The sequence below is a fragment of the Acidisoma sp. L85 genome (genome assembly GCF_009765865.1).
In the GTDB taxonomy this organism is placed as follows: Bacteria; Pseudomonadota; Alphaproteobacteria; order Acetobacterales; family Acetobacteraceae; genus Acidisoma.
In genome coordinates, this window is the sequence record NZ_LMUQ01000061.1 from 328,752 (window position 1) to 342,247 (window position 13,496).

The window sequence follows — 13,496 nt, forward strand, 5'->3', positions numbered from 1 at the left end:
GTCCTGCAGTGTCCATTTGGCCACTCGCGCACCAGAGCCTCTTAAGACATAAGTGACCACCTTCGGCCGAAAAGGTGGCCGACGAGTTGAGTCGTGTCGCCGGTCATCGCCATTTCGCAGCGATGAAGGGCTAGCTCCGTCAGAACGAAGGCGGGGGCTTCATGAGCGAGCACTACGGGATCCTCCACAAGTCCCGTCTCGCTGACCGGGAGTTTCGCATCCTCAATGCGAGAAAATGCCTCCAGGCGATCAAGCGGCACGTTCCATTCGACTCCGTTGTGGATTTCGGATGCGGCATCGGCGGCTGGCTACACGCCGCCAAGATGCTCGGAGCGAGCAGGGTTCTGGGGATCGAGGGAGACTGGATCAAGCAGAGCGAAATGCTGATCGAAGAGTCCGAATTGCGGATCGCGGATCTCGGCAACGAACGTTTCGAGTTTTACCGGTCGTTCGATCTCGCGCTCTCGGTCGAGGTAGGGGAGCATCTTCCCGCAACTTCCTCCGACAGCTTGTGCGACAGCATGGTGAATGCGGCCAACGTGTTGGTGTTCTCGGCGGCTATTCCGGGTCAGGGTGGAGTCGATCACGTCAATGAGCAGAAACCGAGGTATTGGGTCGATAAATTCTGGCAGCGAAATTTTGTCCCGCTGGAGATCATTCGGCCAGCCATCGCCAACGAGCCGAAAATGTACCCGTGGCTACAACAGAATCTAATGATGTTTCTGAACTACGACTTGCTTTCGGCGCAACCCCAACTAGCGCGGTTCGCATTGCCACGTCGACACTTCTACGCGAAGTATTGGCCGATGTGACATTGCGGAACCGTCAGTTTGCCGCGAGATCGCCGAAGAATTCAGATACCGGGCCGACGCCACAGGTGAAGAGGCGATCCCGCGCCCACGTGCAGGCAACATAGAACAAATGCCGCTCTGTCTCGTAAACTTCATCCAATTCGACCTCGTCGGTCACCCCCTCCAGACGTGCGCGTAGCCGCAGCACATCATCGTCGCAGGCCATCACCACGACCGCCTTGAACTCCAGCCCTTTGGCGAAATGCATCGTCGCCGCCGTTATGCGCGGTGATGTCGTCTCCTCGAGATCCGCGAGTTCTCCCGGTGTCGCGCCCGCGTTCAGGATCGCGGCTCGCGCGCGGTCCAACTCACCACGGCTGCGGACGAAAACGCCGATTTCGAATGAGGCGATGCCCGATGCCATGGCATCGCGTAACCAAGCACCGACGCCCCCGATCTCCGCCTCGCGCGACAAAAACACGCACACTTCCGGTGCCGGGCCGTCGAAGAGAGACACCGTGCGGTCCCGCTGGTCGATGACGCCGTCAACGTCCTGCACCGTCGAGGGCAATAGCCGATCCGCCATGCGCCGGATCTGGTGCGAGGTGCGGTAATTCACGGTCAGCGTGGAGGAGCGTCCGTGGACATCCACGCCCAGCGCCGATCAGGAGAAGGGCTGCTGGGAGATCCGCTGGCCGCCGTCGCCGGCGAAGAACAGCGCGTCCGGCCCGGTGGGCGCGATGGCCGCCAGCAATCGCAACTCTGGAACACCCAGATCCTGCGCCTCGTCCACCACCACATGATCGAAGGGCTTGTCGGCCCGGGCAGCATAATAGGCGGTCGCCCGGCTGAAGATCTCCGCCCAGGTCAGCAGCCCGCGCTTTGCCAGGGAGGCGCGCGTCGCCGCGAAGACCGGCCACAGCCGCTCTCCCTCTGTCCGGCGCTCATCCGGCTCTTGCGGCCAAGACGGGGCACGGTGGCATAGGCCGTGACATCCTCGATCTGCCAGGCATCCACCACATACCGCCATTCCGAGAGGATGAAGCGCAGCGGATAACCGCTGTCGCCCACGGACGACGCCGCCTTCGTCACCGCATCGCGCATCTGCTCGTCCGATGCGGGAACCGCACGGCGGCCGAAGGCGAGCTGGAACAGCTCATCCGCCACCGCGCGGATCGGCGAGACCGTGATGCGCGCGGCAATGCCGGGCGAGGCCACGGCCAGAGCCGTCAGGCGTCGCTCCAAGGCGGCGGCGAACTGCGCCGAGAAGGTGGTCAGCAGCACGCGACTGCTCGGCGAGGTTCGTGCCAGCCGTGCGGCGCGGTGGAGGGCGACGACCGTCTTCCCCGTGCCCGCGGAGCCAGTGACGCGTGCCGGGCCGTTGAAGCCGCGCTCGTCGACGCCTTGCTAGCTGGGGTGGAGAAAGACGATCCATCGCTCCCAGGGCGCGTCCAGCGCCGCCGCGAGTTCCGCCTCATTGCCGATCGTGCGGAAGCGGCGCTGTGCATCAGGATGAGCGAAGGGATCGGCGGCGACAGCGGTTTCGTGATGGGTCGCTGCCACTGGCCCGACGCGACATATTCCAGCAAGGCCTCGGTCGCCTCGGCAGGGAGATGCTCGGCGAGGGTGAAGAAGCCCTCTTCCGTCGCGGCTTGCACGTCGGCGATCCAGTCTGGCGGCACGCCGATGCCGAGTAGCTGTTCCGCCGAAAGCAGGGCGAATAGAGGTGGCACGGCCGCCGGCGGCGGTACCACCGGCACGGCCGCGAGTTCCTCCACCCTTTCCCGCACCTCGACGATCTGGATGGCGCCGGTGTTGGTATGCGCCTCGATCCGGCGGCGTTCGGCCCAGGCATAGGCGGCGTCGTGGTGATCGACATAAGCGAGCAGGAAGCTCGCCTGTGTCTTGTGGATGATGCTGCGGATATCGGCATTGGCGCGGACCGACCAGAAATCCGGGTCGCGCGAGGCCTCGATCCGGTGGAAGCGCGGCCCCGGAGCGGCGGGATTTACCTGCAGGTCGAAGGCCGTGGTTTTGGCGGCCTTCTGCGCTTGCCCATCCAGCCGCGCGAGCGCGGCAGTGAAGGTCTCGGCGATGCGGAATTCCATGCGCGACTCTGCTTTCAGATTCAACGGTGGGGACTGAATTCATCCGTCATTCGCCGCGAAGGCGGGGGATGACGGTGATGTTGCGTCGCCCTCGCCCACTCGGCGTTGTTCTGTCGGACACGAAATTTACACCGCGAACACCTTCATCACCTCGTCGCCGAAGTGATTGATCACCTTCACCGCGATCCGTCCCGTTTCCGGCCTTGGGAAGGGGCGCGAGGTATCGCGATAGAGCGTGGCCCAGGCTTCCTCGTCGATCTCCGCCCTGAGCGCGGTCTTGAGCGATTTGTAGGGGTCGTTGGCGCCGAGGAAATAGGCGTGGCGGACGCGAAAACTTTCCTCGTCATACAGCGTGTCGATAAACCACGCGGCGATGCTCTCCGTGCCGCCTGACCGGATCTCGCCGGTCCGCCAGCGCGCGAACGCCGCGATCAGCGAATTCGAGGAAATGCTTGAAGTCGCGCACCGCGCGCGACCCGGTGCGGCCAAGATCAATCTGCTCCGGTCGCAACGATGCAAAGACAACTAGCTCCAACCGAGCGCGCGTGATCGCGACGTTGAGACGACGATGTCCACCCTCTTTGTTCAGCGAGGAGACGGTGGTCGAGACGCGCTCCGCGGCATCCGGCCCGACCGCAACCGAGAAAATGATAACATCCCGCTCATCGCCTTGGACATTTTCCAGGTTCTTGACGAAGACGGGTTCGTGCCACCGCTCTTTGTCGAAGAAGGTTTCGAGATCCGGATAGGCGCGCCGCTGTTCCTCGAGCAGGTTTTCGATGAGGCGCTGCTGATCAGCATTGAACGTTATTACGGCGGCCGGCTCGTCACTTTCCCATCGCCGGTCACAACGGATCGGGCGGTTCGTCTCGTTCGGGTTGCTGACGGCCTCTATGAGCGTGGCTCCTCCAACCGCATCAACCGGCCTGAGGCGCGGGTGGTCGTGGCCGAAGTTGTGCGGCGATTGTAATGCGCGTTAGAGAACGCGATGAGGCTCTCGTGACGCGAGCGGTAATGCCAATCGAGCGCGCGGTGCGGGATATTCGCCGCCAAACAGCCCGATTAGTGCGGCAAGGTGCCGCGCCTGCCTCGCCCATTCTGTCGCCGCCAGCAAGCAGGCCACTGCATCATCGGGATCCGTCCGGGGCCTGCCGAAGCGCGCGAGGATCGCATCAGCGGAACAACCCGCGCGGAGGTGCCGACCGACTGAGTGAGGGCCGTCAGATCAGGCCCCAAATATTCGGGAAGCTCACCCTCGGCGTGGAGGCCGAGTTGCAGACGCACACGCCGCGTCTTAGCACCCCGGGTAAGAAAGTTAGCGCTCTGCGCCTCCAACCAACTGGCCAGAACCGCCTGTAGATCAAGGTCGTGGACAGCATGTCGGTAGCGTCCCGTCAGGCCGGCTTCACGACGTTGCTGCTCCTGCCGAAATGCCTCGCGCTCCGCCAATGCGGCTTTCAATGTTTCCGCTTCGGATCCGAGGAGAGGCAGGCCTTGCGCCGCCTCGTCGCGGATCAGATGGCGCCCAAGGGCGAGGAGAGCCTCTGCGCCAGCATAGCCTCCGGCAAGGGCTTCCAAGCCCAGGACAGCGGCAAAGCGCCGGCTCGCTTCCCCCAGAGCTTGCAGCACCGAGATATCGCGATCCAGCACGCCAACCATCTCGGCCTGCCAGCGCGGCGACCATTCGACGGTCTCGATCCCCGCGAGAGGATGCTCAGGGATGTCACCCACGGCTTCGAGCACCGGGCGGAGATCGCGGAACAGACCGCGCAGGCGGGCGAGCGCCTGGGGCGACGCCGCCCTATCGTCTTCCAATCGAGTGCGAAGACGATCCCTGTTGCCTCGCCCGCCACTACCCGCCCGAAGGCTTCATAGGTAGAGAGGCCGTTCGCGCGCGGGCGATGTAGCGCCGCGACTAGGGCGTTCAGCTCGTCCTTGAGCACGCTGAGATCCGATGTCGCCCCCGCCCAGCCGGCGGACGATGCGACTTGCCGTTCGTACCAGGCAGACTTGAGCCGAGCCAGCACATTGGACTTCTGCGCCTTGGTGGAATGGATTTCGAGGCAGTAGCCTCCAAGCCCGATCTCCTCGAGGCGACGTTGCACGACCTCAAGCGCCGCGGTCTTCTGCGAGACGAAGAGGACGCTGCGTCCGATGGCCAGGCATTGGGCGATCATATTGCCGATCGTCTAGCTTAAGCCCCTTCCGATTGAGAAAGCATGTCTTTAATGGGAATGTTTCGGGTACGAAGTTGATGTCGGGGCTATTCACGGCACACCTCGAGCGACATCAGGCATGAGACGCCACACCGCTCTTGGCTCGGGGCGAGGGAACGGCACAGTTCGCGAAGTCGGCGCCCGTTCTTTCCCTTGCGACCGTCCCTGTCCGGTCGTCGATCAGATAATTGGTATTGAGCGGCCACTAAAGGCCCGCGGATCTCGGTAAAAAGCCGGCGTGGGTTCGCGCTTCACCGTGGTCGCTGCGTTTCGGGCTGGATCGCAGGCTTTTCGGCCAACCGACCAAAGCCCGCATACGTTCCCGCCAGAAGCCACCTCGGCCCGCGGCCACAGCGAACCAGCCATCCTGCCACTGCCAATAGGGCTCGCTGTATGCGGGATAGGGATTGCTGTCGATGTGTCGCCCTTCGGTCTTTGCCGCCTCGCCCTCAGCGAAAAACGGATTGTCCGAACGCTTTTGCTCGGGATTGGCAAGCTGAATGACAGGCTTCATGGATTGTCTAGCCACGCTCGCTGCAACTCGTCTTCAAGGTATTGGAGCGGGCCACCGGAATCGAACCGATACCTTTGGCCTGGAAGACCACCGCAATGCCACTTTGCTAAGCCCGCTCAGTGACGGGACATTACCCGATCCGATGGCATCGAAAAGCTGTGCTTCGGGATATTGTCCCTAATGACAGGCCCCCAAGCGAAGTAGCATTCCATCGCGAGCAAGCCGCCGGGCACCGCGCCCCGGGGCCTACGTCTGCATTGACGGGACTCAGTGTCGTTCATACTCTGCCGTCTAGATGCTGTAGCCTTCGCGTCCGGCCGATACGCATATCGATAGGTGGAAAATGCGCTTTTCCTTGGGCGACGCTCGAATCGAAACGGAGAATGCGGATCATTGGATCGCGCCAACCGCCGTCGTGCTCGGACGGGTGCGGTTGCTCGCGGATGCGTCGGTGTGGTGGGGTGCCGTGTTGCGCGGTGATAACGAACTCATCACGGTGGGGCGCGGCAGCAATGTCCAAGATAACGCTGTGCTGCACACGGATATGGGCTTTCCGCTCGAAATTGGCGCGGAGGTGACGATCGGCCACCTCGCCATGCTGCACGGCTGCACGATCGGTGAGGGATCGCTCATTGGCATCGGGGCCGTCATTCTCAACGGAGCGCAGATCGGCCGAAATTGTTTGATCGGGGCCAAGGCTTTTGTCGGGGAAGGCAAGATCATCCCCGACAATTCCATCGTAAAGGGTGTGCCCGGCAAAGTGGTCGGCGAAATCTCCGCCGAGCAATCGGACAAGATAAAGGCCGGCACCGCGAGTTACGTGCGTAACTGGAGGCGTTATCAGCGGGATCTCAGACTGGACGAAGCAAGCGCCGGTCCCTGACGAGCCGCAGGGCCGGACGCTCCGCCGGCTCAGACGAAACCGGCAACAGGATGTGGCACGTAGGGCTCTTCCAACGCGGCGATCTCGTCGGGCGTCAACACGAGGCTGAACGCTGCAATGGCGTCGTCAAGATGATGCGGTTTGGAAGCCCCCACGATCGGCGCTGTCACGCCAGGACGCGATAGCAACCACGCCAGCGCCACCTGTGCCTGCGGGACGCCGCGAGCGGCGGCAAGCTTGGCGACAGCCGCCACCACATTTTTGTCGGAATCGTTGACCGGGTAAAATCGCTTTGTAGCCTGGTCTGTTTCAGCACGCTTCGTGCTCGGCTTGTCTTCCCAGGGCCGGGTCAATTTTCCTCGTGCCAGCGGGCTCCAGGGGATGACGCCGATGCCTTCTTCCAGACAAAGCCCGATCATCTCCCGCTCCTCTTCCCGATAGAGCAGATTGTAGTGGTTCTGCATCGAGACGAAGCGAGACCAGCCGTTCTGATCGGCGAGATAGAGCGCCTTGCAGAATTGCCAGGCATGCATCGATGACGCGCCGATATACAGAGCCTTGCCGGCCTTCACGACATCATGCAGGGCTTCCAGTGTCTCCTCGATCGGCGTGTGATCGTCGAAACGATGTATCTGGTAGAGATCGATGAAGTCGGTCCCGAGGCGTCGCAGGCTGGCGTCGATCTCGGCCATGATCGCCTTGCGCGAGAGGCCGCGCCCGTTGCTGTCCTTGCGCATTGGGCCATGGACTTTCGTCGCCAGCACGACCTCGTTCCGTGGCACATAGTCCAGCAAGGCACGGCCCACAATTTCCTCGCTGGAGCCATCGGAATAGACATTCGCCGTATCGAAGAAATTGATGCCGCCATCAAGCGCGCGCTTGATGAACGGACGGCTCTCGGTTTCGTTCAAAGTCCAGAGATGATTTCCCCGCTCCGGCTCGCCGTAAGTCATGCATCCCAGACAGATGCGAGAAACGCTCAACCCCGTCTTGCCAAGCTTGACGTAATCCATCTTCGGCCACCTTTCCTGTGTCCTACCCCAGCCAGTTTGGACAAGAGAGCCTCAACCGCAACTCTCAGGTGCTCGCGGCGCGCCTATATCAGCTATTGCCGCGCTACCTTGTCACTGATTCATAGCTCGGTAGCCCATCCGACCCAGCAAGAATCGATTTGCCGTCGATCCATGTTTCAATCAGATGAAGATCATCGTCCAACACTACCATGCAGGCGCGCGCCTGGGGCTCGATCGCGCCAAGATCCGTGAGCCCAAGATATTTCGCCGGTCTCGCGGATACCATATCGGAAGCCTGTTCAAGCGTCAGGCCGACCTCGACCAGGTTCCTCAGCGCATCTAGCTGCGTGATCGCGCTGCCGGCAAGGGTTTTCCCGTCCTCCAGCGTCACGCGGATCCCGCTCTTGTCAATCGCGTGTCCTCCCCACTGGTGCCGTCCATCCGCAAGCCCGGCGAGGGTGGAATCCGAGACCGAATAGAGATACGGAATAGCTCGGTAAGCGGCGAGCAACACGGTTCGGTCGACATGCAGCAGGTCGCAAATGATCTCCGCGTACTGGCCATGCGCCAGCGCATAGGCCGCGACGCCGGGGCGGCGATGGTCGACGCCACTCATGGCGTTGAATAAATGGCTGAAACCAGAGCAGCCGGAACGGAAACCTTCTGCAGTCTCCTCCGCCGTTGCAAGGCTATGAGCGATCTGCACACGCACGCCGGAGTCACACAAAATCCGAATGACATCCAAACCTCGTGGAATTTCCGGCGCAACCGTCGCAACCCGAATCGAAAAGCGCTCGGCCCAGTCGCGTGCAAGAAGCGGATCCCCCGGTAGCGTGGCTGCTTCCTGCGCGCCGAGCTTCTTCGGGCTTATAAAAGGTCCTTCGAGATGAGAACCCAACACGATAGCTTCGGTCGGTCTTCGATTTTCCATGACCGCGTCAATCGTGGCCAATGCATCTTCGATAACCGGAATACTTGCGGTCGCGGTCGTCGGAGCCATCGCCACCGTGCCGCGCGAAGCATGAAACCGGGCGAGGCCACGCACAGCGTCTTCACCGCCCCGCCAGTCATAGCCACCGCCGCCATGAACATGAAGATCGATGAAGCCTGGAAGAATGTGCGGTGCTGGCGGCCGCTCCCCCTTCGCAAGTGCACAGCCGACGATATGGAAGATTCGGAGGTCACTCATCTCGACGACACCGGCCACCCAACCGGATGGAGTCAGGATCGATCCACTGAGCCGCGACGACACAATCTGTCTTTCGATCGGTGGCTCTACAACTCCACCACGCGCCGCTCCCGAATGCTCTGATCCGCCGCCAGCACGATCCGCAAGCTTTCGACCGCCGACTGCATATGTTCCGTCAAATCCTCATCATTCCGGATGGCTTGAAGCAGATAGATTTGCTCCCGCTCGCAGATTTCGTCGTGGCTCGGTTCGTCGGTGGTCGAGATTATCTCGTCGCCTTTCGACAGTGACTGGTCCGCGTTAAGCGCGGAGTGATGCCAGCGAATGGCGTTCGTCTTGCCATGGGTATCCATGTCTGAGGACGAGGTCGTCGAGGCGCCGGCGGCTGCCCCGCCCCCATGCTCGGGCATGACGATGGAGACAGCGCCTTTAGGTCCGATAACATCTTTGACGAAAAAGGCTGTTTCGCTGACCATGGGACCCCAGGCCGCTTCGTACCAGCCGATGGAGCCGTCGTCGAAGAAGACCTGCAGCTGACCATAGTTGTACATGTCCTGAGCGATCTCGTTCGACAGACGCGCGCCCATCCCGTGTACGCGGACGGGCTTGGCGCCCGTCATCTGACACATCACGTCGACATAATGGACACCGCAATCCACGATGGGCGAGCAGGATTTGAGGAGGTTCTTGTGCCAAGTCCAAGCGTCGCCAATCGACTGCTGGTTGAGATTCATCCGCATAACGAGTGGTTTCCCTAGACCACGGGCGATTTCAACAAGCTTTATCCAACTCGGATGATGACGCAGCGAATAGCCGATGACGAGCTTGCGGTGCAGGCGCCGGGCCGCATCCACCACCCACCGCGCATCGTCGACCGTTTCCGCGAGAGGCTTTTCGATAAAAACATGCGCGCCGCTTTCAAATGCGCGAACCGCGAAGTCGGCATGGGTATCCGGCCAGGTATTGATTGAGACCACATCGGGCTTGAGGATCGCCAGCGCCTCGCCGTAATCTGAAAAGCGCGGCAATTCCGCCCAACTCTCGGGGAGGTCATGTCGCTTGGCGATGCCGCGAGCGCAGAGCCCCACGATTTGGAAGCCGTCGAGCTTCTCATAGGCTCGACCGTGGCTCATCCCCATATGACCGAGCCCAACGAGAAGAACGCGCAAAACCTGGCTCATAACCCCTCCGAATTCCACTACTCTCGCCGATTTTCGCCGAACGGGTCCGGCTGTCCCTAAATCACCCGGTAAGGCGCGCATAGGCCGCAGCCAAAACAAGAATAATCGCGCCATAGAGAATCTGCTTTATCGGCTCGGGCACGTCCAAGAGCGTGAGGAGGCTCGTGAGCACCGTCAGGATAACAGCACCGACGATACTGCCTCCATAGCCACCACGCCCGCCGAAGATCGACGTTCCACCAATAATTACAGCGGCAACGGACGGCAGGAGATAAACATCCGCGAGCCCAAGGTCGGCCGCGTTCGTGCTGCCCACCAAAACCAAACCGCCCACTGCGGCCACAACGGAGCAGAGAATATAATTGACCAGCAGGATCCGCCACACACGAATGCCGGTCAGATGGCAAGCCAGTCGATTGTCTCCGATCGCGTAAAGCAACCGACCGAAGCCCGTTCGGCTTAGCCCGAAGATCAACAGGGCGGCTAGAGGCACCCAAAGAAATAGGTCGAGCGGCGCCACTCCCCAAAGCTTGCCCGATCCCAATGCCTGGATAAAGCCTGGCACACGCGCTTGGCTCGCCAGCATCTTCTGGCTATAGACGATCATTACTCCGCCAGACATCAAACCGGTGCCAAGCGTCATCACCAAAGGCTGCACCTGCAAAAGTGCTACACCAATTCCGTTCAGCGCCCCGACGATGACGCCGAAAGCCAGCGCGATCAGCACCGCCGCGAACCCGCCCAACGAGACATTCGTGGTAAGCAGGTAAGCCGCGCCGGTAGCGACGCTCGCTACTGAAAGATCAATGCCCCCGGTGAGCATCACCAATGTCTGTCCCGCCGCCAGAATCCCCAGAGGGGCTGCGAATTGCAGCGAGTTGGAAAGCCAGGTCGGTGTGACCGTACCGGGCCGTATAAGCTCGATCCCAAACACGAAGATACAAAGAAGCAACACGAGGGCGACAATGGTATGATCGCGGAGGAAGACCAACAGATCGCGCGATCTTTTTCCGAGTACGGAGGGCGGGCGCCGACCCGTGGAAGGAATCCGCGCGCTCATTTGCGGTTTCGCAGAACGGTGACAAATCCGCCCAGCATGACCACCAAAACAATGAGCGTGCCCTGGATCACCTGCCCGTAATTGGGATCGATGTTCAGGAAGATGAGGTCGGTCGGAATGAGCGTCAAGACAAAAGCGGCCAATACCGGTCCCGAAATTCCACCTCTGCCTCCCGTCAAACTTACCCCGCCGATCACCAGCGCTGCGAGACCGCTGAGCGTGTAATAAACACCTGCAAGTGGAGCACCGATCGCGGTCGTCATTGTCAAAGCAAGGCCACCCATGGCGCTGAAAAGTCCAGAAAGCGTATAGGCCAGGATGCGGGTAGTTTCGACACCGACGCCGCTTCGGAAGGCCGCGACCCTATCGCTGCCGACGGCGTAAACGAGCAGTCCAGCACGGCCGAGCTTCAGCGGGATCCAAACAACCGCGACCGCCGCGATCAGCAGGATCACGGCATTGGGCAGCCACGGCGCGAGCGTCGTTCCAGCGGCGAGATCGAGAAACTGCTGCGGCGCGCCACCGCCGGGTTTCTCCATGATCAGCAAAGCCACACCGCCCCAGATGAATCCGGTCGTCAAGGTGACGACCACATCGGGTATCCGGGACAAAACCACGATCGCGCCATTGATCGCTCCGCTGATCGCTCCTGCGATCAGTATGCCGGCAGCGAGCAGGAGCGCCTGCCGAAAGTCTGCATGTTGCATCGTGCTGGCCGCGAGCACATTGGCGACCGCGATGAGCGAACCCACCGAGAGGTCTATGCCGCCCGATATGACGACACAGGTTTGAGCAGCGGCGGCGAAGGCCAGAGGCAAAGCGCCTAGAGCCAGAGACTGAATGTCGAAGGCGCCGAAACTTGGATGAATCCAGGTCGTAAACAATAAAGCCACAGCAAGCAGAAGCGGCATGCCTATGACGGGCAGATAACGTCCCGCCCAGCGCATCGACGCCACACGCGCGCCGCCGCTCGGCAAGAAACCGGTGGCGCCCTTTTCCGAGGGATCGTTCCGCACCATCACGCTTCGGCCGCGACGCGGGGAACCAACCCATGAGCGGAGAGTAGCAATGTGGCCTCATCCGCTTCCCTGGCTGGCATTTCATTGACGATACGGCCCGCGAACATGACGATCGCCCGGTCGCAAGCCAACCGGATCTCTGGCAATTCGGAAGTAAAGAGCAAAATCGAGGAGCCCGCCGCGGCAAGCTCGCGGATCAAGGAATATATCTGGCGTTTCGTGCCGACATCGATTCCGCGTGTGGGATCAAAGCACAGCAAAGTCTTGAAGCCATGCGAGATCCAGCGTGCCAGCACGACTTTCTGCTGATTGCCGCCGCTCAACCGTCGCAATTCCGCTTCGGCGCGTGTATCGATCTGCAGCCGGGTCACCGCAGACTGCACGCGTTCGCGTTCTCTTGCCATGGAAAGTGGTCCCCAGGACCGCGGGCTGCGGAACATCGGCAACGCGACATTTTCGCGAATGGCTCGCTGCTGCAGCAAGGCCTGAAGCCGATTGGCTGGCACGAAAACCAGCCCAGCCTTAATCGCGTCGCCGGGGTGGCGAAAGTGAACTTCCTTTCCCTCGACCAGGATCGTCCCGCTGTCGAAGCGTCGCACGCCCGCGAGACAATCGAACAATTCGTCCTGACCCTGCCCTTCCAGCGCCGCGACACCCAGCACTTCGCCAGGGCGAAGGCTGAAGGACAGATCATGGAGCAGATTCCGGAGCCCCATGCCACGAACCTCCAACGTCGGCGGCTCGTCTTTCGGAATGCTCTGCCCAACGCCAGGCTGCGCGACGCTTTGCGCAGCTTTCGCGATGTCCGTTCCGAGCATGAGCGAAACGATCTGCTCCTGGCTGCCGCTTGCCGTCTCGGTTACGCCGACCGTCGCACCGTCTCGTAGAACCGTCGTCCGATCACATATTGCCGAAACCTCCGCCATGCGATGCGAGATAAAGATGACGGCGTGGCCTCGCTCTCGCCAACGCCGCATCATCTCGAACACTTTCCCCGCCATATCGGAGGGCAGCGCGGCCGTGATTTCGTCGAGCAGAAGGACCTTCGGCTCTGAGGCAAGGGCTCGCGCAAGATCGATGAGACGTAGGATTGGTTGTGGAAGATCTCGGACATAGGCGCTGAGATCGACTTTCCCGATGCCCATCTCCGCCAGGTAGCCTGTGACGCTTTCGAGCGGGACTCGCGCGAGACGCATATTCTGCGACAACGTCAAATCCGGCACGAGCGCGGGGTCCTGATACACCGACACGATTCCGGCGCGCCGGGCTTCGGCGGGCGAGCGAAAGTTCCTAGCGACGCCGGCGAGAACAATCGAACCCGCATCGCATGGGAAAACCCCGGTTATAATCTTAACCAGGGTACTCTTGCCTGCGCCATTGGCTCCCATCAATGCGTGGATCTCGCCGGCTCGCACCCTCAGCTCGGCCGAGCGAAGCGCTTTGACGGAGCCAAAGCGCTTCGCAACGTTCTTTATTTCGAGGAGAGTGGCAGCCTCAGTCATCCAAGCTCCAGCGTTTGTCT

14 protein-coding genes, 1 tRNA gene and 2 pseudogenes are annotated in these 13,496 nt (G+C 61.3%); 2 read left to right on the forward strand and 15 right to left on the reverse strand.

Annotation, left to right across the window (positions count from 1 at the left end):
* Window positions 1–161 precede the first annotated feature (161 nt).
* A complete protein-coding gene (locus tag GSQ83_RS19930) occupies window positions 162–812 on the forward strand; it encodes a class I SAM-dependent methyltransferase (protein ID WP_158804618.1) in 651 nt (216 codons plus the stop codon).
* Window positions 813–825: 13 nt separating this feature from the next.
* Here GSQ83_RS19930 and GSQ83_RS30650 read toward each other — a convergent pair whose 3' ends face one another.
* The 9 genes and pseudogenes from GSQ83_RS30650 to GSQ83_RS19960 form a co-directional block, all read right to left on the reverse strand.
* Window positions 826–1,443: a 3'-5' exonuclease gene (locus GSQ83_RS30650; protein WP_254065798.1), complete on the reverse strand. Its 618-nt coding sequence runs from the start codon at window positions 1,441–1,443 to the stop codon at window positions 826–828.
* Between the two features lie 12 nt (window positions 1,444–1,455).
* On the reverse strand, window positions 1,456–1,587 hold the full coding sequence (locus GSQ83_RS31435; protein ID WP_371418044.1) for a hypothetical protein: 132 nt from the start codon (window positions 1,585–1,587) through the stop codon (window positions 1,456–1,458).
* Between the two features lie 71 nt (window positions 1,588–1,658).
* A pseudogene (locus GSQ83_RS30660) lies at window positions 1,659–2,117 on the reverse strand (hypothetical protein); the annotation flags it as partial.
* Window positions 2,066–2,899, reverse strand: coding sequence for a hypothetical protein (locus GSQ83_RS30665; RefSeq protein ID WP_254065799.1), 834 nt, complete (start codon window positions 2,897–2,899; stop codon window positions 2,066–2,068). The pseudogene GSQ83_RS30660 and the gene GSQ83_RS30665, both read right to left, overlap by 52 nt.
* Window positions 2,900–3,025: 126 nt before the next feature.
* Window positions 3,026–3,388 carry a hypothetical protein gene (locus GSQ83_RS19940; protein WP_254065800.1) on the reverse strand — a complete coding sequence of 121 codons (363 nt, stop codon included), beginning with the start codon at window positions 3,386–3,388 and terminating at the stop codon, window positions 3,026–3,028.
* 82 nt (window positions 3,389–3,470) lie between these two features.
* Window positions 3,471–3,794: pseudogene (locus tag GSQ83_RS31440) on the reverse strand (AAA domain-containing protein); the annotation flags it as partial.
* A gap of 167 nt (window positions 3,795–3,961) precedes the next feature.
* Window positions 3,962–4,714: a hypothetical protein gene (locus GSQ83_RS19950; RefSeq protein ID WP_158804619.1), complete on the reverse strand. Its 753-nt coding sequence runs from the start codon at window positions 4,712–4,714 to the stop codon at window positions 3,962–3,964.
* Window positions 4,715–5,320: 606 nt separating this feature from the next.
* A complete protein-coding gene (locus GSQ83_RS19955) occupies window positions 5,321–5,629 on the reverse strand; it encodes a hypothetical protein (RefSeq protein WP_158804620.1) in 309 nt (102 codons plus the stop codon).
* 42 nt (window positions 5,630–5,671) lie between these two features.
* Window positions 5,672–5,745 (reverse strand) — tRNA-Gly (locus GSQ83_RS19960).
* A 227-nt stretch (window positions 5,746–5,972) separates the two neighbouring features.
* On the opposite strand from GSQ83_RS19960, the gene GSQ83_RS19965 reads away from it, so the two are divergent.
* On the forward strand, window positions 5,973–6,512 hold the full coding sequence (locus tag GSQ83_RS19965; RefSeq protein WP_158804621.1) for a gamma carbonic anhydrase family protein: 540 nt from the start codon (window positions 5,973–5,975) through the stop codon (window positions 6,510–6,512).
* A gap of 29 nt (window positions 6,513–6,541) precedes the next feature.
* Here the strand turns inward: GSQ83_RS19965 and GSQ83_RS19970 are convergent, their stop codons facing one another.
* The 6 genes from GSQ83_RS19970 to GSQ83_RS19995 form a co-directional block, all read right to left on the reverse strand.
* A complete protein-coding gene (locus GSQ83_RS19970; protein WP_158804622.1) occupies window positions 6,542–7,525 on the reverse strand; it encodes an aldo/keto reductase in 984 nt (327 codons plus the stop codon).
* 103 nt (window positions 7,526–7,628) lie between these two features.
* Window positions 7,629–8,714 carry an N-acetylglucosamine-6-phosphate deacetylase gene (locus GSQ83_RS19975; protein ID WP_216850369.1) on the reverse strand — a complete coding sequence of 362 codons (1,086 nt, stop codon included), beginning with the start codon at window positions 8,712–8,714 and terminating at the stop codon, window positions 7,629–7,631.
* 86 nt (window positions 8,715–8,800) lie between these two features.
* Complete coding sequence (locus tag GSQ83_RS19980) at window positions 8,801–9,895, reverse strand: Gfo/Idh/MocA family protein (protein WP_158804624.1); 1,095 nt, start codon at window positions 9,893–9,895, stop codon at window positions 8,801–8,803.
* Window positions 9,896–9,956: 61 nt separating this feature from the next.
* Window positions 9,957–10,886, reverse strand: coding sequence for an ABC transporter permease (locus tag GSQ83_RS19985; RefSeq protein WP_216850371.1), 930 nt, complete (start codon window positions 10,884–10,886; stop codon window positions 9,957–9,959).
* A 65-nt stretch (window positions 10,887–10,951) separates the two neighbouring features.
* The gene (locus GSQ83_RS19990; RefSeq protein WP_158804626.1) at window positions 10,952–11,974 is read right to left on the reverse strand and encodes an ABC transporter permease; all 1,023 of its coding nucleotides are present in this window, start codon (window positions 11,972–11,974) and stop codon (window positions 10,952–10,954) included.
* Window positions 11,974–13,476, reverse strand: a complete 1,503-nt coding sequence (locus tag GSQ83_RS19995; RefSeq protein ID WP_158804627.1) for a sugar ABC transporter ATP-binding protein — start codon at window positions 13,474–13,476, stop codon at window positions 11,974–11,976. Before GSQ83_RS19995 ends, GSQ83_RS19990 begins: the two co-directional genes overlap by 1 nt.
* Between the last annotated feature and the right edge of the window lie 20 nt (window positions 13,477–13,496).